The 24,061-nt window shown below is 68.4% G+C and carries 20 protein-coding genes; 7 read left to right on the top strand and 13 right to left on the bottom strand.

Annotated features, from left to right (window positions below):
- Nucleotides 1–28: 28 nt before the first annotated feature.
- A complete protein-coding gene (locus tag ACPPVW_RS00550) occupies nucleotides 29–652 on the top strand; it encodes a TetR/AcrR family transcriptional regulator (RefSeq protein WP_426624627.1) in 624 nt (207 codons plus the stop codon).
- An 88-nt stretch (nucleotides 653–740) separates the two neighbouring features.
- Complete coding sequence (locus tag ACPPVW_RS00555; protein ID WP_426624628.1) at nucleotides 741–3,359, top strand: penicillin acylase family protein; 2,619 nt, start codon at nucleotides 741–743, stop codon at nucleotides 3,357–3,359.
- Between the two features lie 72 nt (nucleotides 3,360–3,431).
- On the opposite strand, the gene ACPPVW_RS00560 is transcribed toward ACPPVW_RS00555, so the two are convergent.
- The 4 genes from ACPPVW_RS00560 to ACPPVW_RS00575 form a co-directional block, all read right to left on the bottom strand.
- Entirely contained in the window at nucleotides 3,432–4,694 is a 1,263-nt protein-coding gene (locus ACPPVW_RS00560) for a citrate synthase (protein WP_426626349.1), read from the bottom strand.
- A gap of 217 nt (nucleotides 4,695–4,911) precedes the next feature.
- Complete coding sequence (dapC, locus tag ACPPVW_RS00565) at nucleotides 4,912–6,087, bottom strand: succinyldiaminopimelate transaminase (RefSeq protein WP_426624629.1); 1,176 nt, start codon at nucleotides 6,085–6,087, stop codon at nucleotides 4,912–4,914.
- A gap of 1 nt (nucleotide 6,088) precedes the next feature.
- Nucleotides 6,089–6,409, bottom strand: coding sequence for a ferredoxin (gene fdxA / locus ACPPVW_RS00570; protein WP_295124900.1), 321 nt, complete (start codon nucleotides 6,407–6,409; stop codon nucleotides 6,089–6,091).
- A 45-nt stretch (nucleotides 6,410–6,454) separates the two neighbouring features.
- Complete coding sequence (locus tag ACPPVW_RS00575; RefSeq protein WP_426624630.1) at nucleotides 6,455–6,844, bottom strand: hypothetical protein; 390 nt, start codon at nucleotides 6,842–6,844, stop codon at nucleotides 6,455–6,457.
- 100 nt (nucleotides 6,845–6,944) lie between these two features.
- Between ACPPVW_RS00575 and efeU the strand changes: the two genes are divergently transcribed.
- From efeU to efeB, 3 genes are all read left to right on the top strand, one after another.
- The gene (efeU, locus tag ACPPVW_RS00580; RefSeq protein ID WP_426624631.1) at nucleotides 6,945–7,814 is read left to right on the top strand and encodes an iron uptake transporter permease EfeU; all 870 of its coding nucleotides are present in this window, start codon (nucleotides 6,945–6,947) and stop codon (nucleotides 7,812–7,814) included.
- A 72-nt stretch (nucleotides 7,815–7,886) separates the two neighbouring features.
- Entirely contained in the window at nucleotides 7,887–9,068 is a 1,182-nt protein-coding gene (gene efeO / locus ACPPVW_RS00585) for an iron uptake system protein EfeO (RefSeq protein ID WP_426624632.1), read from the top strand.
- Between the two features lie 6 nt (nucleotides 9,069–9,074).
- Nucleotides 9,075–10,403, top strand: coding sequence for an iron uptake transporter deferrochelatase/peroxidase subunit (gene efeB / locus ACPPVW_RS00590; RefSeq protein ID WP_426624633.1), 1,329 nt, complete (start codon nucleotides 9,075–9,077; stop codon nucleotides 10,401–10,403).
- A gap of 145 nt (nucleotides 10,404–10,548) precedes the next feature.
- On the opposite strand, the gene ACPPVW_RS00595 is transcribed toward efeB, so the two are convergent.
- The 6 genes from ACPPVW_RS00595 to ACPPVW_RS00620 are packed head-to-tail and all read right to left on the bottom strand — an operon-like array spanning nucleotide 10,549 to nucleotide 18,149.
- Nucleotides 10,549–11,019: a hypothetical protein gene (locus tag ACPPVW_RS00595; RefSeq protein ID WP_426624634.1), complete on the bottom strand. Its 471-nt coding sequence runs from the start codon at nucleotides 11,017–11,019 to the stop codon at nucleotides 10,549–10,551.
- Nucleotides 11,020–11,054: 35 nt separating this feature from the next.
- Nucleotides 11,055–12,971, bottom strand: a complete 1,917-nt coding sequence (gene typA / locus ACPPVW_RS00600; RefSeq protein ID WP_426624635.1) for a translational GTPase TypA — start codon at nucleotides 12,969–12,971, stop codon at nucleotides 11,055–11,057.
- 47 nt (nucleotides 12,972–13,018) lie between these two features.
- A complete protein-coding gene (locus ACPPVW_RS00605) occupies nucleotides 13,019–14,728 on the bottom strand; it encodes a dipeptide ABC transporter ATP-binding protein (RefSeq protein ID WP_426624636.1) in 1,710 nt (569 codons plus the stop codon).
- Nucleotides 14,725–15,615: an ABC transporter permease gene (locus ACPPVW_RS00610; RefSeq protein WP_426624637.1), complete on the bottom strand. Its 891-nt coding sequence runs from the start codon at nucleotides 15,613–15,615 to the stop codon at nucleotides 14,725–14,727. Before ACPPVW_RS00610 ends, ACPPVW_RS00605 begins: the two co-directional genes overlap by 4 nt.
- Nucleotides 15,605–16,534 (bottom strand): ABC transporter permease, encoded by a 930-nt coding sequence (locus tag ACPPVW_RS00615; protein WP_426624638.1) that lies wholly within the window; start codon nucleotides 16,532–16,534, stop codon nucleotides 15,605–15,607. The genes ACPPVW_RS00610 and ACPPVW_RS00615 overlap by 11 nt, the downstream gene beginning before the upstream one ends.
- 13 nt (nucleotides 16,535–16,547) lie before the next feature.
- On the bottom strand, nucleotides 16,548–18,149 hold the full coding sequence (locus ACPPVW_RS00620; RefSeq protein WP_426624639.1) for a peptide ABC transporter substrate-binding protein: 1,602 nt from the start codon (nucleotides 18,147–18,149) through the stop codon (nucleotides 16,548–16,550).
- A 256-nt stretch (nucleotides 18,150–18,405) separates the two neighbouring features.
- Here ACPPVW_RS00620 and ACPPVW_RS00625 point away from each other — a divergent pair, with 256 nt between their 5' ends.
- Nucleotides 18,406–18,774 (top strand): hypothetical protein, encoded by a 369-nt coding sequence (locus ACPPVW_RS00625; RefSeq protein ID WP_426624640.1) that lies wholly within the window; start codon nucleotides 18,406–18,408, stop codon nucleotides 18,772–18,774.
- Nucleotides 18,775–18,884: 110 nt separating this feature from the next.
- Here the strand turns inward: ACPPVW_RS00625 and ACPPVW_RS00630 are convergent, their stop codons facing one another.
- Nucleotides 18,885–20,741 carry an ABC transporter ATP-binding protein gene (locus ACPPVW_RS00630; protein ID WP_426624641.1) on the bottom strand — a complete coding sequence of 619 codons (1,857 nt, stop codon included), beginning with the start codon at nucleotides 20,739–20,741 and terminating at the stop codon, nucleotides 18,885–18,887.
- Between the two features lie 68 nt (nucleotides 20,742–20,809).
- Here ACPPVW_RS00630 and ACPPVW_RS00635 point away from each other — a divergent pair, with 68 nt between their 5' ends.
- On the top strand, nucleotides 20,810–21,436 hold the full coding sequence (locus tag ACPPVW_RS00635; protein WP_426624642.1) for a PH domain-containing protein: 627 nt from the start codon (nucleotides 20,810–20,812) through the stop codon (nucleotides 21,434–21,436).
- Nucleotides 21,437–21,480: 44 nt separating this feature from the next.
- Here the strand turns inward: ACPPVW_RS00635 and ACPPVW_RS00640 are convergent, their stop codons facing one another.
- Nucleotides 21,481–22,494, bottom strand: coding sequence for an ABC transporter permease (locus ACPPVW_RS00640; protein WP_426624643.1), 1,014 nt, complete (start codon nucleotides 22,492–22,494; stop codon nucleotides 21,481–21,483).
- A complete protein-coding gene (locus ACPPVW_RS00645) occupies nucleotides 22,494–24,026 on the bottom strand; it encodes an ABC transporter permease subunit (protein ID WP_426624644.1) in 1,533 nt (510 codons plus the stop codon). The genes ACPPVW_RS00640 and ACPPVW_RS00645 overlap by 1 nt, the downstream gene beginning before the upstream one ends.
- Nucleotides 24,027–24,061 lie beyond the last annotated feature (35 nt).

Here is a 24,061-nt window from a genome sequence, read left to right on the forward strand (position 1 = left end):
CCCGGGGAACCTTGCGAAAGCGACCGCCATGACCGAGACCATTCCGGCAGAACCGCTCGCGCGCCCCACCCAGCGCAGCCAGGCCAAGGCCGATCGGCGCGCCGCCCTGCTCGACGCCGCGGCCGGCCTGTTCGCGGAGCGCGGCTTCAACGGCGTCTCGATCGAAGACCTGGGGTCGGCGGCAGGCGTCAGCGGGCCCGCGGTCTACCGGCACTTCGCCTCCAAGCAGGCCGTGCTCGCCGCCCTCCTCGTCGGCGTCAGCGAGAACCTGCTCGACGGCGGCGCCGCGGTCGAGCAGCAGGCGGGCGACCCGGCCGGCGCGCTCCGCGGGCTGATCGCCTTCCACGTCGACTTCGCGCTCACGGAGGCCGACACCATCCGCGTGCAGGACCGCGACCTCGACGCCCTCGCATCCGACGAGCGCCGGGCGGTGCGCAGCCTGCAACGCCGGTACATCGAACTGTGGATGCGCGTGCTCGGCGACCTCCATCCGTCCCTCGGCGCCGACGAGCTGCGACTCAGGGTCCAGGCCACCTTCGGGCTCATCAACTCGACACCGCACTCCGCGCGCGTCGGCACATCGCACGCCACCGACGCCTCGGTGCGCCCGGTGCTCGAGCGGATGGCGTGGGCTGCGCTCACCTCGCGCTGACACGCGACCCCGCGGCGCTCCGTCCGCCGCGTCACCCGCGTGGGTTAGAGTCCCAGGAAGCGCGACGGAATCGACGTGAGGAGCTGTGGTGGGCGACGACACTCCCCGGCTGAAGCTGCACAATCGCGTTCTCCGAACGCTGGGCGTCACCCTGGCCGTGCTGCTCGTGCTCGCCGTGCTCGCCGGAGGCCTCGGCGTCTGGACGGTCATGCGCTCCTTCCCGCAGACCTCCGGCAGCCTGAAGGTGCCAGGTCTCACCGCACCGGTCACGGTCGCGCGCGACGCCGCCGGCGTTCCGCAGATCACCGCGCGCACGGCGGACGACCTCTTCCGCGCCCAGGGCTATGTTCACGCGCAGGACCGGTTCTGGGAGATGGACTTCCGCCGCCACGTCACATCCGGACGCCTCTCCGAGCTGTTCGGCGCGAGCCAGCTCCCCACCGACACCTTCATCCGCACGCTCGGCTGGCGGCAGGTCGCCGAGCAGGAGGTCACGCTGCTCGACAAGACCTCCCTGCGCTACTACCAGGACTACGCCGACGGGGTGAACGCCTACCTCGCCGCCCACTCCGGCGCCGAGCTCTCGCTCGAGTACGCCGTCCTCGGCATCCAGAACCCGGGCTACCACCCCGCGAAGTGGACGCCCGCCGACTCAGTCGCCTGGCTCAAGGCGATGGCCTGGGATCTCCGCTCCAACCTGGAGGACGAGATCGACCGCGCGCTGCTGGCCACGAAACTGACGCCCGAGCAGATCGCCGAGCTGCATCCCGGCTACGCCTACACGCAGCACCCGACCATCACCACGCTGGGCGGAGGCTCGCCCGCCACGGTGACCCCGGACGCCGCACCGGCCGGTTCGACCTCGGCATCCTCAGCGGCCTCCGCCCTCGCGGACGCGACCGCCGCCCTCGCCGCGGTGCCGGCGGAGCAGTACAGCGACCGGCTCGAAGAGGTGGCGTCGAGCCTGGACGCGCTCCCCCGGCTGATGGGGCCGGCCGGAGACGACATCGGTTCCAACTCGTGGGTGGTCTCCGGCGCCCACACGGCGACCGGCAAGCCGCTGCTCGCCAACGACCCGCACCTCGGCGCCGTGATGCCGTCGGTCTGGTATCAGGTCGGCCTCCACTGCGCCACGGTCAGCCCGGACTGTCCGTTCGACGTCGCCGGCTTCAGCTTCTCTGGACTCCCCGGCATCATCATCGGCCACAACTCCCGCATCGCCTGGGGGTTCACCAACCTCGGACCGGACGTCGCCGACCTCTACGTCGAGAAGGTCGCCGACAACACCTACGAGTACGACGGCAAGCAGGAGCCGCTGACCATCCGTCACGAGACGATCACGGTCGCCGGCGGCCCGAACGTGCGGATCACGGTGCGCTCGACGCGTCACGGGCCGATCATCACCGACCTCAGCGACGGCTACGCTGCCATCGCGAAGGACCAGGCCGGCCGGTTCGGGGTGCCCGCTCAGCAGTTCCAGCTGTCGCTTCAGTGGACGGCGCTGACCCCCGGCCTGACGGCGAATGCGATCTTCGCGTTCGACACGGCGCACGATTGGGCGACCTTCCGCGCGGCCGCGGCCTCCTTCCAGGTGCCATCGCAGAACCTGCTCTACGCCGACGTGGACGGCAACATCGGCTACCAGGCGCCCGGCCTGATCCCCGTGCGCGCGAGCGGCGACGGCACCGTGCCGGTTCCCGGCTGGACCAGCCAGTACGGCTGGATCGGCACCATCCCGTACGAGCAGCTCCCGAACGCGCTCAACCCGCCGAGCGGCTACATCGTCACGGCCAACAACGCCGCCGTCGGACCCGGGTTCGCCGCCATGATCACCGAGGACTGGGATCACGGCTACCGCGCCAACCAGATCGAGGTGCGGTTGAAGAAGCTGCTCGAGTCCGGCAAGAACCTGACATCGAAGGACATGTCCGCCATCCAGTCGGATACCTACGACGCGAATGCGGCGGCCCTCGTCCCGATCCTGCTCGCGGTAGGGGCGAAGTCGGGCCCGACGTCGGGGGCCACGCGAGGCGCGGCGCTGTTGGGCGGCTGGGACCACCACGACGACGGCGACAGCGCAGCGGCCGCGTACTTCGCGGTGTTCTGGAAGAACCTCCTCGCCGACGCCTTCGCGCGCAAGCTGCCGACCTCGGCCCCGCCGACGGGAGGCGACCGCTGGTTCGCGGTCGTCGACAGACTCGCCCAGCATCCTGACTCGGCCTGGTGGGCCGACAGCGAGCTGGGCACCTCCGACCGCGACGAGATGTTCGCGTACGCGGCCGACCAGGCCTGGAAGGAGGCGCAGAGCCGGCTCGGCAGCAATGCTAAAAACTGGCGCTGGGACGGCCTCCACAGCCTCGAACTGACCAATGCCTCGTTCGGCTCGTCGGGCGTCGCGCCGATCGAATGGCTGTTCAACCGCGGTCCGTACCCGGTCGGCGGAAGCTCGAGCGTCGTGGACGCCACCGGCTGGGACGCCTCCGTCGGCTATCGCGTCAACCGTGCGCCGTCGATGCGGATGGTGGTCGACCTCGCCGACTTCGACCGCAGCACCTGGGTCAACCTGACCGGGGCCTCCGGACACGCGTTCGACCCGCACTACGCCGATCAGGCGCCGCTCTGGGCACGCGGCGAGACCCGACCGTGGCCATTCTCCCCCCGAGCGGTCGCGGCGGCGGCCACCCAAACTCTCACGCTGACGCCCTGAACTGCCGAAGGGCATGCGCGTCGTCGCTTCTCGGCCTCCGAAGCGGCAACGACGCGCCCTTCGGGCACAGGCTCAGCGGCCAGCGGGCCAGCTGCGCTCGGCGTCGCCGACGTAGAGCTGCTGCGGACGGCCGATCTTGGTGCTCGGGTCCTGCGTCATCTCGCGCCAATGGGCGATCCAGCCCGGGAGGCGGCCGATCGCGAAGAGCACCGTGAACATCCGTGTCGGGAAGCCCATCGCCTTGTAGATCACGCCGGTGTAGAAGTCGACGTTCGGGTAGAGGCGGCGGTCGACGAAGTACTGGTCGGCGAGCGCGACCTCCTCGAGCTCCTTCGCGATGTCGAGCAGCGGGTCGTGCACACCGAGAGCGGCGAGCACCTCGTCCGCCGACTGCTTGACCAGCCTGGCACGCGGGTCGAAGTTCTTGTACACACGGTGACCGAAGCCCATCAGCTTGACGCCGGACTCCTTGTTCTTGACCCGCTCGACGAACTTCTGCACGCTCTCGCCGGAGTCGCGGATGCCCGCGAGCATCTGCAGAACGGCCTCGTTCGCGCCGCCGTGGAGCGGGCCGTAGAGGGCGTTGATGCCGGCGGAGACCGAGGCGAAGAGGTTCGCCTGCGTGGAGCCGACGAGCCGGACAGTCGAGGTGGACGCGTTCTGCTCGTGGTCCTCGTGCAGGATGAGCAGACGCTCCAGCGCACGCGACAGCACGGGGTTCACCTCGTACGGCTCGGCGAGCGTGCCGAAGTTGAGCCGGAGGAAGTTGTCCACGAAGCTGAGCGAGTTGTCCGGGTAGAGGAACGCCTGGCCGATGCTCTTCTTGTGCGCATAGGCCGCGATTACGGGGAGTTTGGCAAGGAGGCGGACCGTCGAGAGCTCGACCTGCTCCGGGTCGTGCACGCTGAGCGAATCCTGGTAGAAGGTCGACAGGGCCGAGACGGCGCTGGAGAGCACCGACATCGGGTGCGCGTCGTGCGGGAGCGCGCTGAAGAAGCGACGCAGATCTTCGTGGAGGAGGGTGTGGCGGCGGATGCGCTCGGTGAAGTCGGCGAGCTCGGCCGGCGTGGGAAGCTCGCCGTGGATGAGCAGCCAGGCCACCTCGAGGAACGTCGAGTGCTCGGCGACCTGCTCGATCGGGTAGCCGCGGTAGCGCAGGATGCCCGCATCGCCGTCGATGTAGGTGATGGCCGAGCGGGTGGCGGCCGTGTTGACGAAACCGTAGTCGAGGCTGGTCAGCCCGGTCTGCCGCGTCAAGCTCGAGAGATCGATGCTCGACGCGCCCTGCGTGCTCGGCAGGATTGGGAACTCGGCGACTCCGCCTGGGTAGCGCAGTTCTGCGACGGCCGCCTCGCGGGCCGGGCTGCGCTGCTCCGCCTGTGCCTGCTCGGTGCCTGCCTGCTCGGTGCCGAGTCCGCTCACAACGCCTCCTGGATGGGGTCTTCGGAATGCTTCGTGCGCCGTTCGTGTCAGCGCCGCTGAGAAGCCTGCTGCTACAGCCTAGCCAACCCGCGCGGCAACTGTCGCATCGCCCAAAGGAGCAGTCCGATGGTTAGAGGGACTCTCCAAATACCCGCAATCGGGAGGCCGCTGCGGCGATCCGCTCGTCCGTCGCCGTGAGCGAGAGCCGCACGTGCTGCGGGAAATGATCTCCGTAGAAGACGCCGGGGCCGGCGAGGATGCCGAGATCGGCGAGCCGGCCGATGCTCTCCCAGGCATCGCGCCCCTCGGTCGCCCACAGGTAGAGGCCGGCCTCGCTGCGGTCGATGCGGAAGCCGGCGGCCTCCAGTGCGGGTTTGAGCAGCTCCCGTCGCGCCCGGTAGCGCTCGCGCTGCTCCGCGACGTGCGCGTCGTCGCCGAGGGCGACGACCATCGCGGCCTGCAACGGCGACGGGAGCATGAGCCCGGCGTGCTTGCGCACGGTGGTGAGCCGCGCGATCAGGCGGGGGTCGCCCGCGATGAACGCCGCGCGGTACCCGGCGAGGTTGGACTGCTTGCTCAGCGAGTAGACGGCGAGCACGCCCGTGCGGTCCTCGCCCACGACACGCGGGTCGAGCACGCTCGGGATCGGCTCCTCGTCCCAGGGGCGCTCCCAGCCGAGTTCCGCGTAGCACTCGTCGCTCGCGACCACGGCGCCGAGCTCACGGGCGCGGGCGACGGCGGCGGCCAGCTCGCCCACCGACAGCACCCGCCCGTCGGGGTTGCCCGGGCTGTTGAGCCAGACCAGGCGCGTATTCGCGGGCCAGTCGGCCGGGTCGCCGCTCGCGACGGACTGCGCCCCGGCGAGGGCCGCACCGATCGCGTAGGTGGGGTAGGCCGCGCTCGGGTGCACGACGGCGTCGCCCTCTCCCAGGCCGAGGAAGAACGGCAGGAAGGCGACGAGCTCCTTGGAGCCGATCGTCGGCAGCACGTTCTCGGCAGCGAGGCCCGGCACACCGCGGCGCCGCTCGAACCAGGCGGCGATCGCCTCGCGCAGCGCGGGAGTGCCGACGGTCTGCGGGTACGCGTGGGCGTCGGTCGCGTCGGCGAGGGCGTGCCGGATCAGCTCGGGGGTCGGGTCGACGGGGGACCCGATCGAGAGGTCGACGATGCCGGACGCGTCGCCGGAAAGCACAGGCGCGTCGCCGGAAAGCACAGACGCATCGCCGAACGGCACCGCCTCCCGCGCTCGCGCCGCGTAGGGCGCCATGAGGTCCCACGGGTAGTCGGGAAGCTCCCCGAGCGCCACGTCAGTGCGCCTGCGGGGGCAGCGCGGCGACGATCGGGTGGTCCTTGGCGATCACACCGACCTTGGCGGCTCCGCCGGGCGAGCCGATGTCGTCGAAGAACTCCACGTTGGCCTTGTAGTAGTCGGCCCACTCCTCCGGGAGGTCGTCTTCGTAGTAGATCGCCTCCACGGGACAGACCGGCTCGCAGGCTCCGCAGTCGACGCATTCGTCAGGGTGGATGTACAGCGACCGTTCGCCTTCGTAGATGCAGTCGACGGGGCATTCGTCGATGCAGGCCCGGTCTTTCACATCGACACACGGGAGGGCGATGACATAGGTCACTGTGGATCGGATTCCCTTCGCGAAGCGGGAGGCTACCCCTCTAGCTTAGAACGTCCGCGCCTCGGCGGCGGCCCCGCTGCGACGACCGCGCACGTCCGGCCACGCGACGACGACGGCAGCGATCAGGATGGGCGCAACGAGCCAGATCTGGCCGGCCAGGTTGTTCGGGATCAGCACGGAGCCTCCCGGGCTCGATTGCGTGAGCAGCAGGATCACGGCGATCGCGCCCAGAGCCGCGCAGAGCGCTGGCCACCGCGAGTCGCCGAGCAGGCGCAGCCCCACGAGCAGGGCCGTGAAGCAAACGAGGGAGCCGATCAGCCCGAGCGGGATGGGCACGCCCCAGGTGACGGTGATCTGGTGGGCGACCGTGCCGATGCCGCCGACGATCGCGCCGCCTAGCACCAAGAGCACGGCGTTGACGATCCGGCTGAGCATTCTCGCATCCTAACTGGACAGCGTCGGCGGAGGTGATCTAGAGTCGAGAAGGTAAGGTTAGCCTTACCAAAATCCCCTGCTACCGTTCGAAGGTATCCCTGTGTTCGCGAACTACCTGATCGGCCTCCGCGAAGGCCTCGAAATGGCGCTCATCGTCACCATCCTCGTCGCCTACGTCGTGAAGATCGGGCGACGGGACGTCCTCTCGAAACTCTGGATCGGCGTGGGCATCGCCCTGGTCGTCCCGCTCGGGATCGGCGCGCTACTGACCTGGGGTCCCTACGGGCTCAGCTTCGAGGCGCAGGAGATCCTGGGCGGCACGCTGTCGCTCATCGCCGTCGGCTTCGTCACCTGGATGATCTTCTGGATGGGCAAGACCGCCCGCAGCATGAAGTCAACGTTGCAGAACCGACTCGACTCCGTGCTCGTCGGCGCCGGCTGGGGTGTGGTCATCCTGGCGATGCTCAGCGTCGGACGCGAGGGCATCGAGACGGCGCTGTTCGTGTGGGCGACCGTTGCCAGCATCGGCGGCGGCTGGGAGCCCGTCATCGGCGCGGTGCTCGGCCTCATCACCGCTGCGGTGCTGGGCTTCCTGCTCTACCGCGGGATGGTCCGCATCAACCTCGGCGCCTTCTTCACCTGGACCGGCGCCTTCCTCATCGTGGTCGCCGGAGGCGTGTTCGCGTACGGCATCGGCGACCTGCAGGAAGCCGGCGTGATCCCCGGCTCCGGCATCCACGCCTACGACATCAGCACCGTGATCCCGTCGTCGAGCTGGTACGGCACGGCGCTCGCCGGGATTCTCAACTTCAACCCGTCGCCCACCTGGTTGCAGGTGTTCGCATGGGTCGGCTACGTCGTCGTGGTCGCGTACTTCTACGTGCGTCAGCACCGGTCCGCCCAGCGCCCTGCCGCCTCCCCCGCGGAGTCCGCGAGCGCGCCTGCCCCGCACGCGCCGGTCGCCTCCTGACCCGACTCCCCGGCCGCAGCAGCGACCTCCACCAGAGCAGACCGTCCTCCTAACAGAAAGTGCAGCATCCCCATGCCCCGGCTCCGTCACCTCGGCACGTCCACCGGCCTCCTCGCCGGCGCCGCCGCCCTCGCACTCGCCCTCACCGGTTGCGTTCCCAACAAGGCGACCGCTGAAGCCGAGGCCATCCAGGTCACGCTGACGGACAGCTCCTGCACGGTGAAGCCCGCGACGGCACCGGCCGGACCGATCACGTTCCAGGTGACCAACTCGGGCTCCGACGTCAACGAGTTCGAGGTGCTCGCGCAGGACAAGCTCCGCATCGCCGGCGAGAAGGAGAACATCGGCCCCGGCACCACGGTCAACTACGTGGTGCAGCTGGCAGAGGGCGGCTACTTCACCGCCTGCAGGAAGGGCATGGTCGGCATCCCCACCTCGCTCGCGAAGTTCTCCGTCACCAAGGGCTCCGGCGACACCGAGACCGCCAGCGAGAGCAAGCAGGTCGCCCAGGCCGTGACCAATTACGTCAGCTATGTGAAGGACCAGACCGGGCAGCTGCTCACGGCCACGAAGACGTTCGCCGCCGCGTATGAGGCGGGCGAAGACGCGACCGCGCGCGCCCAGTACCCGGCCGCGCGCACTTTCTACGAGCGCATCGAGCCGACCGCGGAGCAGTTCGGCGACATCGACCCCGCGCTCGACCTCCGCGAGGTAGACCTCGAGAAGGGCCAGACCTGGATCGGCTGGCACCGCATCGAGAAGGACCTCTGGGCTCCCGCCGGGTTCACGCCCTCCGACTCCGCCGCACGCAAGCAGCTCGCCGACCAGCTCGTGGCCGATACGCAGAGGCTCTACGACCTCGTCTACGCCACGGACTTCACTCTGACCCTCGACCAGATCTCCAACGGCGCCAGCGGGCTGATGGAGGAGGTCTCGCGCACCAAGATCACCGGCGAGGAGGAGACCTTCTCGCACACCGACCTCTGGGACTTCAAGGCCAACGTGGAGGGCGCGGAGGTCGCCTACGGCAACGTCCGGGCGATCCTCCTCCAGAAGGGCAGCACGGGCACGAGCACCGCGAAGAAGCTCGACAGCGAGTTCGCGACGATCGACAAGCTCCTCGCGCAGTACGCCTCCGGCGACGGCTACGTGAGCTACACAGAGCTCACGACGGCGCAGGTGAAGGAGCTCTCCCACTCCGTCAACGCACTGAGCGAGCCGCTCAGCCAGCTCACCTCGATCCTGGTCAAGTAGGAGACGGTGACCGAGGAGAACGCGGCCGTCGACCGCCCGGAGCCCGTTGCCCTCCCAGAAGGCGCGGGGGACGCCGGGCGATCCGGCCTGTCGCGGCGCGGCATGCTCGGGCTCGCGGGCGCAGCGGTCGGCGCCGGCGTCATCGGGTTCGGAGCCGGGGCGGTGGTGGGCCACGCGGTCGGCAGCTCCCCCAGCGACGCGACCTATCCGTTCTACGGCGCCCACCAGGCCGGGATCGTCACGCCGGCGCAGGATCGCCTGCACTTCGCGGCGTTCGACGTCGCGCCGGGCCTCGACCGCGAAGGCCTCATCGAGCTGCTGCGCGACTGGACCGTCGCCGCCGCGCGGATGACGCAGGGCCGGCCGGCCGGCCGGTACGGCCCGGCGTCCGGTCCGGCCGACGCGCCTCCGGACGACACCGGGGAGGCGCTCGACCTCCCTCCCGGTGGCCTCACCCTCACGTTCGGCTTCGGCCCGGCCCTGTTCACCGCCGCCGACGGCACCGACCGTTTCGGGATCGCGAGCAAGCGCCCGTCCGCGCTCGTCGACCTCCCGCACTTCCCCGGCGACGCCCTGATCGACTCGCTCACCGGCGGCGATCTGTGCGTCCAGGCATGCAGCGAGGATCCCCAGGTCGCCGTTCACGCCATCCGCAACCTGTCGCGCATCGCGTTCGGGCGCGCCGCCATCCGCTGGTCGCAACTGGGCTTCGGTCGCACATCCTCCACCTCGCGCAGCCAGACGACCCCCCGCAACCTGTTCGGCTTCAAGGACGGCACCGCCAACATCAAGGCGGAGGACGCCGGCGTGGTCGACGACCAGGTGTGGGCCGCCGCCTCCGACGGGTCGGCGTGGATGCACGGCGGCTCGTACCTCGTGACGCGCAAGATCCGCATGGTCATCGAGACCTGGGACCGGCAGCAGCTGGGCGAGCAGGAGCGCATCGTCGGGCGTGACAAGGGCGAGGGCGCACCGCTCTCGGGCGGCACCGAGTTCACCGAGCCGAACTTCCTCGCGCTGTCGCCGGCCGGCGGCACGAAGATCGACCCGGACTCGCACGTGCGCCTCGCGCACCCGTCGATGAACGACGGCGCCCAGCTGTTGCGCCGTGGCTACAACTTCGTCGACGGCAACGACGACCTGGGTCGGCTGAACGCCGGACTGTTCTTCATCGCGTTCCAGCGGGATCCGCGCACGCAGTTCATCCCCATCCAGAACCGGCTCGCGAAGAACGATCTGATGAACGAGTACCTCAAGCACGTCGGCTCGGCGATCTTCGCCGTCCCGCCGGGAGCACGCGACGGCTCGTACGTCGGCGCGGGGCTGTTCGCGTAGAGTCCCACCGCCGACATTCGGCGTGAATGCCATCGCCGACGCCGCGTGACGCCACATTCGGCGTGAATGTAGCTTTCGACATTCGGCGTGAATGCCGTCGCCCACACCGCGTGACGCCACATTCGGCGTGAATGTGGGGAGGGCGTCAGCGAGTCGCCGTGGGAGCCGGCGTCTCGACGGCCGCGCGGGACACCGAGTAGTTGGCGACCCAGCCTTTGCTGCCGGCGTCAGTGACCACGACAAGGACACCGTACTGGTCGTTCGCGAAGGTGCCCGTGCCTCCGCCGTCGGGACCCTGCGCGCCGAACTGGCCGCTGAACCCGGCATCGGTCAGCTGCTTCTCGATCTGCTGGTAGGCCTTCGCGTCCGGCACCGTGACCGTCACGTTCCAGACCTTGCCGTGTCCGCTGCCGACGCTTGCTCCGAACACCACGGCGCCCTTGTACAGCGGGACCGACTTCGGGAAGTCGGCGGGGACCTTGTCGCCGCCGATGTCGACGTTGCCGCCGGTGACGTCTTTCACGACCGTCTGGAAGCTGCAGCCCGCGAGCGCGGGCGCGACCCCCAGAGTGAGGAGGGCCGCGACCGGGATCGCGAGCAGACGCGAACGTCTCATGTGTCGATTATGCGCCGAAGCGGGAGAGTCGAGGCTCAGGCGTCCTGGCGCTTCAGGCGCGCCGCCGCGCGGCCACGGGCGGTCGCATCGAGCTCGACCTTGCGGATGCGCACGGCCTCCGGGGTGACCTCCACGCACTCGTCCTCGCGGGCGAACTCCAGGCACTCCTCGAGCGTGAGCTGACGCGACGGCGTCATCGACTCGAACGTGTCCGCCGTGGAGGAGCGCATGTTAGTGAGCTTCTTCTCCTTGGTGATGTTCACGTCCATGTCGTCGGCGCGCGAGTTCTCGCCGATGACCATGCCCTCGTAGACCTCCTCGGTGGGGTTCACGAAGAAGGTCATGCGCTCCTGCAGAGCGATGATGGCGAACGGAGTGACCACGCCCGCGCGGTCGGCCACGATCGAGCCGTTGCTCCGAGTGACGATCTGACCCGCCCACTCGTCGTAACCGTGCGAGATCGCGTTGGCGATACCGGTGCCGCGGCTGATCGTCAGGAACTCGGTGCGGAAGCCGATCAGGCCGCGGGATGGCACGATGAACTCCATGCGCACCCAGCCTGTGCCGTGGTTCGACATGTTCTCCATGCGGCCCTTGCGCGCCGCCAGCAGCTGAGTGATCGCACCGAGGTACTCCTCGGGAACATCGATGGTCAGGTGCTCGAACGGCTCGAACGTCTTGCCGTCGACCTTCTTGGTGACCACCTGCGGCTTGCCGACGGTCAGCTCGTAGCCTTCACGGCGCATCTGCTCGACGAGGATGGCCAGCGCCAGCTCACCGCGGCCCTGCACCTCCCACGCGTCAGGGCGTCCGATGTCGAGGACCCGCAGCGACACGTTGCCGATGAGCTCGCGGTCGAGACGGTCTTTGACCATGCGGGCGGTGAGCTTGTGGCCCTTGACCTTGCCGACCAGCGGCGAGGTGTTCGTGCCGATCGTCATCGAGATCGCGGGGTCGTCCACGTGGATGAGGGGAAGCGGGCGGATGTCGTCGGGGTCCGCGAGGGTGTCGCCGATCATGATGTCCGCGAACCCGGCCACCGCGACGATGTCACCCGGGCCGGCACTCTCGGCGGGGTACCGGTCGAGTGCCTTGGTGATCATCAACTCGGTGACGCGCACATTGTGCACGTCGCCGTCGTGACGCACCCACGCGACGGTCTGGCCCTTCTTCAGCGTGCCGTTGAAGATCCGCAGAAGGGCGAGGCGACCGAGGAACGGCGACGCGTCGAGGTTCGTGACGTGAGCCTGGAGCGGCGCCTCCGGGTCGAAGGTCGGCGCCGGGATGTGCTCGAGGATGGCCTCGAAGAGCGGCTCGAGATCGCCGTTGTCGGGAAGCGAGCCGTTCTCGGGCCGGTTCAGGCTCGCCGCACCGTTGCGCCCGGAGGCGTACACGACCGGCACGTCGAGGATGGCGTCGAGGTCGAGATCCGGAACGTCGTCCGCGAGGTCGCTCGCAAGGCCGAGGAGGAGGTCCTGGCTCTCGTGCACGACCGCGTCGATGCGCGCGTCGGGACGGTCGGTCTTGTTGACCAGCAGGATCACCGGGAGCTTGGCCTCCAGCGCCTTGCGCAGCACGAACCGGGTCTGCGGGAGCGGACCTTCGGAGGCGTCCACCAGGAGGACCACGCCGTCGACCATCGACAGGCCGCGCTCGACCTCGCCGCCGAAGTCGGCGTGGCCAGGGGTGTCGATCACGTTGATCGTGATCGGGCCGTTCGGGGCGTGCGTGCCCTTGTACGAGATCGCCGTGTTCTTCGCGAGGATCGTGATGCCCTTCTCGCGCTCCAGCTCGTTGGAGTCCATGGCACGGTCCTCGACGTGCTCGTGGTCGCCGAACGAGTTGGTCTGCCTCAGCATGGCGTCGACCAGCGTGGTCTTGCCGTGGTCGACGTGGGCGACGATCGCGACGTTGCGCAGATCGCTGCGGTGGGCGACGGCGTTCTCGGACATGCGTGAAGGCTCGACTCTCGTCAGAAAGAAATGGGGAACGGTCCATTCTATCCCAGTCGGCCATCCCCTTCTGTGAATACGGCATGACCGTGCGGATCGGCCGCTCCCGGCATCGCTGCGAGCAACGCCCTGGTGTGCGCGTCGCGCGGCGCCGCGAACACCTCGGCGGTCCGCCCACGCTCCACGATCCGCCCCTTCTGCATCACGCAGACCTCGTCGGAGATCTCGCGTACCAACGCGAGATCGTGCGAGATGAAGAGGTAGGTGAGTCTGAGCTGCTCCCGCAGATCGGACAGCAGCTCGAGCACCTGCGCCCGACTCAGCACATCGAGAGCCGAGACCGCTTCGTCGAGCACGACGATGTCGGGATTCAGCGCCAACGCCCGCGCGATCGCCACGCGTTGACGCTGGCCTCCGGACAACTCGTTCGGAAACCTCGACGCGAAGGCGGCCGGCAGGGCGACCTGGTCGAGCAGCTCTGCGACCCGTGCACGCCGCGACGAGCGATCGCCGACGCGGTGCACCACGAGCGGCTCGGCGATGCTCTCCCCGACACTCCGCAGCGGGTCGAGCGATCCGTACGGATCCTGGAAGACCGGCTGCATCCGACGGCGGAGCTCGAGAAGCTCCCGCCCGGCCAGCTCCCCGGTCTCCCGGCCGTCGACGACCACACGTCCGCTGGTCGGCTCCAGCAGTCGGAGGATCATCTTTGCAACGGTGGACTTGCCCGCCCCGGACTCGCCGACGAGAGCCGACGTCGTACCCTTCGCCACCTCGAAAGTGACCGCATCCACCGCTACGACGGTGTCGCGCGCGAACGGGCCGCGACGGATCGTGAACTCCTTGGTGAGGGCTTCCACCGAGATCGCCGGCGTCGGCGAGACGGCGGTCGGCGGCCGCCTCTCGACGGCCAGCGCCGACCGGCCGGCCGGACTCGACGCAGCACGGACCAAGCTGCGCGTGTACGGGTGACGCGGGTCCTCGAAGACCTCACGGCTCGATCCGACCTCGACGACGCGGCCTCGATGCATCACGACCATCCGGTCGGAGCGCTCCGCCGCCAGAGCGAGGTCATGTGTGATCAACAGCACCGCCGTGCCGCGGTCCCTCGTCAGAAGCGCCAGGTGGTCCAGAACGACCCGTTGCACGGACATGTCGAGAGCGGAGGTCGGCTCGTCGGCGATCAGCAGCTTCGGTTCGCCCGAGAGACCGATTCCGATGAGCACGCGCTGCCGCATCCCTCCGGAGAGCTGGTGAGGGAAGAGCCTCAGCCGCCTCGCGGCATCGGAGAGGCCGGCCTGCTGCACGACCTCGACCGCTTTCGACCGCACCGCGCGTCGACTGGACGCCACACTGTTGGCCCGGATCGCCTCCTCCACCTGGAACCCGACGCTCCAGACGGGGTTGAGGCTGGACATCGGGTCTTGGGGCACGAAGCCGATCTCACGGCCCCGGACCGCCTCCAGCTCCCTCCGGCCGAGCGTGGTCAGTTCGGTGCCGTCGAACACCACGGATCCGCCGAGCAGGGCACCGGTGCGCGGCACGAGACCGGCGATCGCGTGTGCGACGGTCGACTTGCCGGATCCGGACTCGCCGACGACGGCCACCGTCTCGCCACGGTGCACGGCGAGGTCGACGCCGTCGACGGCGGTCACGACGCCGCCCCTGGCGGCGAATGCCACCCGGAGGTCCCGCACGACGAGCAGGGGCGCGACAGCCGTCGGATCTACCGGCGACGGGGCCGCCGCACCGTTCATCGGGGCGCCCCCGCTCTCGGGTCCAGCGCGTCCCGGATCACCTCGCCGAGGACGACGAGGCTCAGCACGGTCGACGACAACGCGAGCGACGGGAAGACGAGGGTATGAGGGGCGGTGCGCAGGTCGCGCTGCGCCTGGCCGATGTCGTTCCCCCATGACATCACGTCGCTCGGCAGCCCGATCCCCAAGAACGAGAGCGTTGCTTCCGCGACGATCGCGCCGGCGAACGATTGCGTGATGACGACGAGGACGGGAGGCAGTGCATTCGGGAGCACGTGACCCAGCAGGATGCGACGCCGCGACGATCCGAGCGCCTCCGCAGCCAGCACGTATTCGGCCGTCTTCACCCGGAGGGTTTCGGCCCGGAGCACACGAGCGGTCACCGGCCAGGCGAACGTACCGATCGCCAGTGAGACGACCCACACGTTCGCCGACGACGCGAGCACGGACATGACCACGACGGCCGCGAGGACGGACGGGATGGAGAAGGCGATGTCGCCGAGACGGGAGAGCACGGCGTCGGCCCAGCCGCCGAAGAATCCCGCGCAGGCGCCGAAGAGGGTTCCGACGGCCGCGGTGACCGCCGTGGCGACGACGCCGACCGTGAGAGAGGTCCCCGCGCCGTGCACGATCCGGGCGTACACATCGCATCCCTGTTTCGTGAATCCGAGCGGATGACCTACGGTCGGATCGCCGTTGCTGTCGCCGAGCCGGCAGCCGTCGTTCGGCGCGACATGTGCGAAGAGCCCCGGAGACACCGCCATGACGACCACCAGCAGGAGGAGCGTCGCCGCGACCCAGAAGACCGGTCGGCGACGCATGTCGTGCCACGCGTCCCTCCAGACCGTGCTCGGTCGGCCGGCAGGTGCGATGACGTCACGAGGCATGGCGGATCCTCGGGTCGAGGACGGCGTACAGCAGGTCGACGACCAGGCCGACCACGAGGTAGACGACGACCATGACGGTGACCAGGGACACGACCGTCGGTCCCTCCCCCCGGATGATCGCCTGATAGAGCGTCCGCCCGACCCCTGGCACGTTGAACACCCCTTCGACGACCGTCGCTCCGGCGAGCATCGTCCCGAAGTTCGTCCCGAGGAGCGTGACCACCGGGATGAGGGAGTTGCGCAACACGTGCACGCGAGCGACATGGCCACGACTCATGCCCTTGGCAGCCGCGAAACGCACGAAGTCCATCCGGGCGGTGTCGGCGACGGTCGCCCGGGTCACGCGCACGATCTCGGCCGCGCCGATCGCCGCCAGCGCCGCCGCCGGGAGGAGGAGGTCCTGGATCGGCGCTCCCTGTCCGACCGTCGGCCGCGTCCACCCGAGCCAGACACCGAAGACGTCCTGGGCCACGAGCGCGAGGACGAAGACCGGGACCGAGATCACGAGAAGGCTCAGCACGAGAACGCTCGCGTCGAAGGGGCCACCCGCGCGCAACCCGCTGACGAGGCCGAGGGTGACGCCCACCGTGATCTCGAGGACAAGCGCGAGCGCGGCCAGCCTGAGCGTGACCGGGAAGGTGCGGGCGAGGATGTCGGCGACGGGCTCGCCAGTGAACGACGTTCCGAAGTCTCCGCGGACGACCCCGCCGAGGTAGTGCAGGTACTGGATGATGAAGGGCTGATCCAGGTGATACTGCTCGCGAAGCCGGGCGGCCACGGCCGGGTTCGGCGTGCGGTCGCCGAACAGCGCGACAATCGGATCGCCGGGCAGAGCGAAGACCAGTGCATAGATGACGAACGTCGACCCCACCAGGACGGGGACGGCCTGAAGGACGCGCAAGCCAATGAAGCGGATCATCGCCGCGACTCGACTATCGGGTGGAGGTCTTCGTGATCTGGTCGACGACGGGGAAGGCGTTCCAGGCGAACGTCACATGCTGCACCGACTCCCCGAAGCCTCCCGTGACGTTCGGGTACCAGAGCGGGATCGCGGGAAGGTCGTTCAGGAGGACTACCTGTGCTGCGTCGAAGTCCGCGTTCGCGGCGGCGACGTCGGTTTGCGCGAGGCCCTTCTCGATCAGCGCATCGAACTCGGGATTGGAGTAGCCGATATCGTTGTACGCCGCCCGCGTTCCGTAGATCGGACCGAGGTAGTTCTGCACGCCAGGGTAGTCGCCCCGGAGGCCGAACCGGAACGCGGAGTCCATCGACTTCTCGACGATGGCGGTTCGGAACTGGCGGAGCGTCGGCACGGGTTCACCCGCCGCGTCGATCTGCAGCGTGTTCTTGATGCTGTTCGCCACCGCGTCTACCCAGTCTCTGTGGTCGGCGTCGGCATTGTAGGCGATCCGGAACGCTCCTGTCCACGGAGACATCCTGTCGGCCTCGGCCCAGAGCTGCTTCGCCTTCTTCGGGTTGTGCTCGAGGACCTCGGACCCCGGGAGAGTCGCGGACCAGCTGCCTGTCGTGGGCGACGAGAAGTCCTTTGCGGGAACACGGGTTCCCTTGTATATCACCGCGGTGATCTCGGCGCGGTCGATCGCCATCGAGATGGCCTGGCGGCGCAGTCGTCCCTCCTCGCCGGCGAAGTGCTCGAGCGACGCGGGGATGCCGAACGCCTGGAACGCCGCCGACCGCTGGTTGACACCGCGACCGTCGAGGTCGTCCAGGTACGACGCGATCTTGGAATCGGGAATGACGTCGAGGACGTCGAGCGTCCGGGACAGCAGGTCGGCGTACGCGGCCTCGTACGACGCGTAGAAGACGTACCGGAGGCCGCCGTTCTTCGGAACACGCGGCCCCGCGTAGGAGGGATTCGCGACCAGCTCGATGCTCTCGTCGTGTTTCCACGTGTTCGCGGCGGCGAGCATGTACGGACCGTTTCCGATCGGGTTCTCGCCGAAGGCCTCCATGTCGGTGTAGGCGACCGTCGGCATGGGGAAGAAGGCGGAGTGCCCGAGCCGCAACGGGAAGTCGGAGACCGGGGCGGAGAGATCGATCGTGAACCGCGTGTCGCTGACGACCGTCAGTCCCGTGAGCTCGGTGTCCTCGTCATAGGAGAAGCCACGGATGTCTGCGAAGAACGAACTCGTCAGCTGCGCGTTGCTCTTCCTCGCCGCGAAGTTCCATGCATCGACGAACGACCGAGCCGTGACCCTCTCTCCGTTGCTGAAGACGCGATCGCCCGCGATGGTGACGACGAAGTGCTGGGAATCGTCCGTCGTGATCGAGTCGGCAACGTCGTTGACCGACTCCCCATCGGCGCTATAGGTGAGCAGCCCAGCGAACACGGCGTTGACGATCCTGCGCCCGCCGGCCTCGTTCGTGTCGGTAGGAATGAGCGGTTTCTGCGGTTCCGTTCCGTTGAGCGTGACGATCGCGGTGGGATCCGTCGTCGCCTTCGGCGAGGAATCGACTCCCGCACAGGCGGTGAGCGCGAGCGCACTGGCCAGAGCCACGACTGCGGTCTTCATTTTCAGGAGCCTGGTGGACACGGCTACCTTCCCTCCGGATCACTGTGGAGCGCCGGGGTCGCCCGGGTGGCACAGTACGATTCAAGACACTAGTGCCCGGAGTGGATCGAGGGCAAATTTCTGTCTCCGGATTTCACATTCTTGACGCGTGGGCGATGCGTGAACGACAGAGGGCCCGTACCCTACGGGGGTGCGACCCTTCTGACACTGTTAGAGGCAAATTGGAATTTTCGATTCTTCACGTTACGTTGGCGAAGTGAATTTCAAGCTCTCCCCCGGCCGTATCGCGGCGTTCAGTGCAATGGCGATCGCGATCCTGTCGGTGGGAGGTCTCGGCGCTTCCGGCGTCGCATCCGGGTCGGTCGATACGGCCACTGTCAGCGAGAGGCAGACGACGGGATGCGGCGCCGGAGTCGTCGAGGTGTCGTGGCGCAACGCCGACGAGGTGAGTCTCGCGATCTATGAGAACAACACCTCGAACGCGAAGAGCGATATCGGCAGCCCGGTTCAACCGGGCGAACACTCCTTCACAACCGATCGCCACCCGCTCACCTGGGGATTCGTCGATGCCGAAGGGCTGCCCGTGACTCTGGACAGCGAATCGCACTGCGTGAGCTATCACTGACCCAGGCTCCGCCAGTGGGCGGGTCGCGATCGATTTCGCGCCCGCCCACTTTCCGCGTTTGCCGAGGGCTGCTGCGATTGCCTTCTCAGCTCGATGGGAACTTACGAGGGTTACAGCCCCTGGGCCACCGGCGGCTCCGGCTGCTGGGGCAGGCCCTCGTTGACGGGAACGACCTCGTCGGAGCCCGCGGCGAGCAGTTCCAGGCGCAGGGCGCGGCGGGCGCGCTGCTGCTCCGGGTCGGGCAGCGGCACCGCGGCGAGGAGGCGTTGCGTGTACGCCTCCCTCGGGTAGCGCAGGATCTCGTCGCGCGTGCCCACCTCGACCAGCCTGCCGTGGTGCATAACCGCGATCCGATCGGCCAGCACGTCGATGACGGCGAGGTCGTGCGTGATGAAGAGGCACGCGAAGTTCATCTCTTTCTGAAGCTGCTGCATCAGCTCCAGCACGCGTGCCTGCACCGAGACGTCGAGCGCGCTCGTCGGCTCGTCCGCGATCAGCACCTGCGGCTTCAGCGACAGCGCGCGAGCGATGCCGACGCGCTGCTTCTGGCCTCCGGAGAGCTCGTGCGGGAACCGGCTGCGGTAGCCGCGCGGCAGCTCGACGGCGTCGAGCAGGCGGTCGACCTCCTTGGCCAGGCCGGCGCCCTTGAGTCCCTTGGCCAGGCGCAGCGGCTCGCTGATCGAATCGGCGATCTGGAGGCGCGGGTTCAGCGACGACGACGGGTCCTGGAACACGATGCCGACGTTGCGGTGCAGCTTGCGGATCTCGTCGCGGTTCGCCTTGCTGATGTCCTGGCCGGCGACGACGAGCTTGCCCGAGTGGATGGGCAGCAGCCCGATCGCGGCGCGACCGAGCGTGGTCTTGCCCGAGCCCGATTCACCCACCAGGCCGACGACCTCGCTCTCGTGGATGGTGAGGTCGATGTCCGTCGCGGCCCGGAATGCCGGGACCCGGCCGTGCTTCGGGTACTCGATGGCGACCTTCTCGAAGTCGACGACGACCTTCCGCTTGTCCATCTCCGCCTTCTCGTGCTCGGCGGCGGCGATGCGCTCATTGACGCGGATGCGTTCGGCGAACTCGGCGTCCGGGTTCTCGGTCCCAGCGGCGAGGGCGGCGGTCGTGTCGATCTCCTCGTCCTCGCGCTGCCCCAGGTGCGGAACGGCCTCGAGGAGGGCGATCGTGTACGGGTGCTGCGGCGCGTCGAAGACCTCCTTGACCGTGCCGGACTCGACGATGTCGCCCTTGCGCATCACCACGATGTTGTCGGCGAGGTCGGCGACGACGCCCATGTCGTGGGTGATGAGGAGGATCGCGCTGTCGAGGCGATCGCGCAGACTGCGGATCAGTTCGAGGATCTCGGCCTGCACTGTCACGTCGAGCGCCGTGGTGGGCTCGTCGGCGATGAGGAGCTTCGGGTCGCACGAGATCGACTGCGCGATCATGGCTCGCTGGCGCTGGCCGCCCGAGAGCTGGTGCGGATACGAGTTGAACGCCTTCACGGGGTCGGGCAGCTCGACCATCTCGAGCAGCTCGAGCGCGCGCTCCTTCGCCTCGTGCGGCGACATCCCGAAGTGGATGCGCAGCGTCTCGATGATCTGGGAACCGACAGTGTAGACCGGGTTGAGGGCCGTCATCGGCTCCTGGAAGATCACCGCGACCTGGCGTCCGCGCACGCGACGCATCTGCGGGGGCGTGAGCCCGGTCAGCTCGCGGCCCTCCAGCTTGATCGATCCCTGCACGCGTGAGTTCTCCGGCAGGAGGTCGAGGATCGCCATCGAGCTCGCGCTCTTGCCGGAGCCGGACTCGCCGACGATGGCGAGCACCTCCCCCGCCTTGATCGTGTAGTTCAGCTTCTTGGCCGCGGGCACCCAGATGTTGTCGACGCCGAAATCGACAGACAGGTCGGTGACCTCCAGCACGGGGGCGCCGATGACGACCCCGGCCCCACCGGTGGTGTTCTCGGTCATGATTCGTGGTTCCTTTCGGGGGTGCGCTCGGGCGAGGCGGAGACGGTGCGGGATGAGAGCATGGAGCCATGCCCTACGTCTCGCCCGCCGAACGCGAGGTTTTCGTGTCCCGGTTCAACCGGGTCCTTGCCGTGCTGATCGGGGCGGCCGCTGCCGCCTTGATCGTCGGCCTTCTGGTGAGCGTGCACGACATGCGCCTGCTCTACGTTGTGCCGTGCGCACTGTTCGCGTTCGTGGGCTGGGCGCTGCTCTGGCGCCCGCAGCTCACGGTGGCCGACGACGGCATCGAAGTGGTCAACGTCACGCGCACCATCCTCATCCCGTGGCAGGCTCTCATCCACGTGGACACCAAGTATGCGCTCACGCTGTACACGCCCGGCCGCAAGTTCCCGGTATGGTCCGCGCCCGCCCCCGGCACGGCCCGCACGCTGCGCGCCACCCGCCAGGAGACCAGGGGACGCATCGGCAAGCCGAACGTCGCGGACAGCGCGCGTCGCCCAGGCGACCTGCTGTCGACCGAGTCGGGAGCCGCGGCCGAGGTCGTCCGCCGCCGCTGGGCCCAGCTCCAGCAGAGCGGCGCGATCGACAGCGGTCTGGCGGACCAGGTGCCCGTGTCGGTCCGCTGGCACATCGTCACGCTGGCAGTGCTGGTCGTGCTCGCGGTCGGCACGCTCGCTGCCATGCTGGCGGCCTGACCCGGGAGAACCGGGGGCCACCAGCATCGCAGCGCGGGCGGATGTCACAGCACGTCCTCCGCGAGGGATGCGCCCGTGCGGGGCCCGAACTCGTCGTCCTCGCCTTCCTCAGGCTCCTGCTCGCGCATCTTGCGCAGGTTGAACCGGCGGTGACGCGGGTCGAACGCGTCACGCAGACCGTCGCCGACGAAGTTGACCAGCAGCGCGAGCGTCACGATGAACGCGCCGGGCCACCAGAACAGCCACGGACGGGTCTGGAACGCCGACTCGTTCGAGCTGATCAGCAGGCCGAGCGAGACGTCCGGCGGCCGGATGCCGAAGCCGAGGAACGACAGCGCGGTCTCGAGCAGGATGGCCGAAGCCATGATCAGCGTGGAGGACACGATCACGACACCGATGGCGTTCGGGAGGATGTGCTTGAAGATGATGCGCGTGTCCGACGCACCGGCCACCCTGGCCGCCTCGACGAACTCGCGCTCGCGCAGCGACAGGAACTCGCCGCGCACCAGACGCGCGATGCCCATCCACGAGAAGAACCCGAGCATCAGGGCGAGGAAGAACGCGCCGAGGCCTCCGAACATGTGACCGACGACGGAGCCGATGACCAGCGCCGGGATCACGATGAAGACGTCAGTGATGCGCATCAGGATCGCGTCGACCACACCGCGGAAGTACCCCGCGATGGCGCCGACCACGACGCCGACGACGCTCGCGATCAGGCCGAGCACGACCATGACGAGCACCGAGTTCTGGATGCCGCGCATGGTGAGGGCGAAGTAGTCCTTGCCGATGCGGTCTTGTCCGAACGGGTGCTCGGCGCTGGGAGCGCCCTGGTTGACCTGATCGTTCAGCTCCTTGAAGTCGTACTTCCACCAGCCGTGGATCGGGCCGATGCCGATGGCGGAGATGGAGAACAGCACGATGAGGATGAACAGGACGGCGCTGGCGACGGCGATCTTGTTCGAGAGGAAGCGCTTCCAGATCAGCTTGCCCTGGCTGACGGGCGGGGAGCTCGGCTCCTGCAGCTCGTCGGCGATCATCGGTTCAGTGGTCGACATCAGCGGACCCTCACTCTCGGGTCGAGCGCGGCGTAGGCCAGGTCTGCCAGGAAGTTGAACAGGATGGCCATGATCGCGATCACGACGAAATATGCCATGACGGGATTGAGGTCGCCGCGGAACAGGCCTGCGTAGAACAGCGAGCCCATGCCGGGGATGGCGAACACTTTCTCCGTGATGATCGCGCCACCGAGCAGGGCTCCGACGTCGAACGCCACCAGCGTCGTGATCGGGATGAGCATGTTGCGGAACGCGTGCCGCACCACGACCGTCCGCTCGGGGAGGCCCTTGGCCCGCGCCGTGCGGATGAAGTCCTGGTTGAGGACCTCGAGCATGCCGGCCCGCGAATAGCGCGTGTACGACGCGAACGAAATCAGCAGCAGCGCGATGGTCGGCAGCACGAGGTGGGTGAACGTGTCCAGCCCCGTCACCCACATGTCGCCTTCGAGGCCCGGGGTGGACGAGCCGACCGTCGCGATCGGGCGGCCGTTGGTGTCCTGGAAGTACGTCGGCCACGCCTGCATGAAACGGTCGACCACGATGAGGAAGCCCGACACGATCGTGACGATGACGGCGACGCGCATGTTCTGACCGCGGTCGTAGCCTCCCACGAGCCAGCCGATGCCGAGGCTCACGACGATCGCGACGATCGCCAGGATGACGATCGTGGACGGCGTGGAGATGTTGAACAGCCACTGCAGTCCGAAGTAGCAGATCAGCGCGACGGCACCTGCGATGCTCGCAGAGATCAGCGCCCGGCGGTTCTGCAGCCCCGCGGTCAGCGCGGTCGCGCCGGTCACGGCGCCGGCGATCAGGAGGATCATCACGACCGGCCCGAGGCCCGGGTGAAGGAACCAGTTGGTCGCGCTCATCAGCAGCAGGACGCCCGCGGTCGCGACGCCGGAGACGGCGAACGTGATGGCGCGGCTGCGCATATCGCCGCCTATGAGCGACTGCCAGATGAGTCCGGCCACCACCCCGATCAGCACCGCGACCCACCACGGGATCGTCGGGTTCGTGAGGAAGTTGTTGAAGCCGATGGCGACGAACTCCTTGAGGAGCACGGCTACGAGGAACGCCGGCAGGGAGTATAGGAAGAAGCTGAGGAACGTGACGACGTTGTCGAGCCCGCTGTACTGCCGCAGGGCGGTGACGATGCCGATGGTGACACCGAGAAGGATCGCGAGGATGAGGGCGACGGTGACCAGCTGGACGGTCGAGCCGAGCGCCTGCGGGAGGATGTCCACCACCTTCGCGTTCGAGATGGTCGATCCGAGGTCGCACGAGTTGGCGAACGGGATGAGGCACTTGGCGGCGCCTCCGAGCCAGAGCAGCCACCGCAACGGAGGGACGACGTCGAGCTGGAGGAGCTGGATGCGCGCATTGATGAGCTGCGTCTTGTTGGGGGAATTGCTGCTTCGCAGATCCTGGAGCGGGTCGGCGCTGTACGCGACCAGCATGTACATCAGGAACGAAGCGGCGATGATGATGAGTACTGAGACAAGGAGACGTCTCAGGATGAAACTCGCCATAGGTTCAAAACCTTCACTGACAGGGCGCGCCATGA

Source organism: Leifsonia sp. McL0607 (genome assembly GCF_049993355.1).
In the GTDB taxonomy this organism is placed as follows: domain Bacteria; phylum Actinomycetota; class Actinomycetes; order Actinomycetales; family Microbacteriaceae; genus Leifsonia.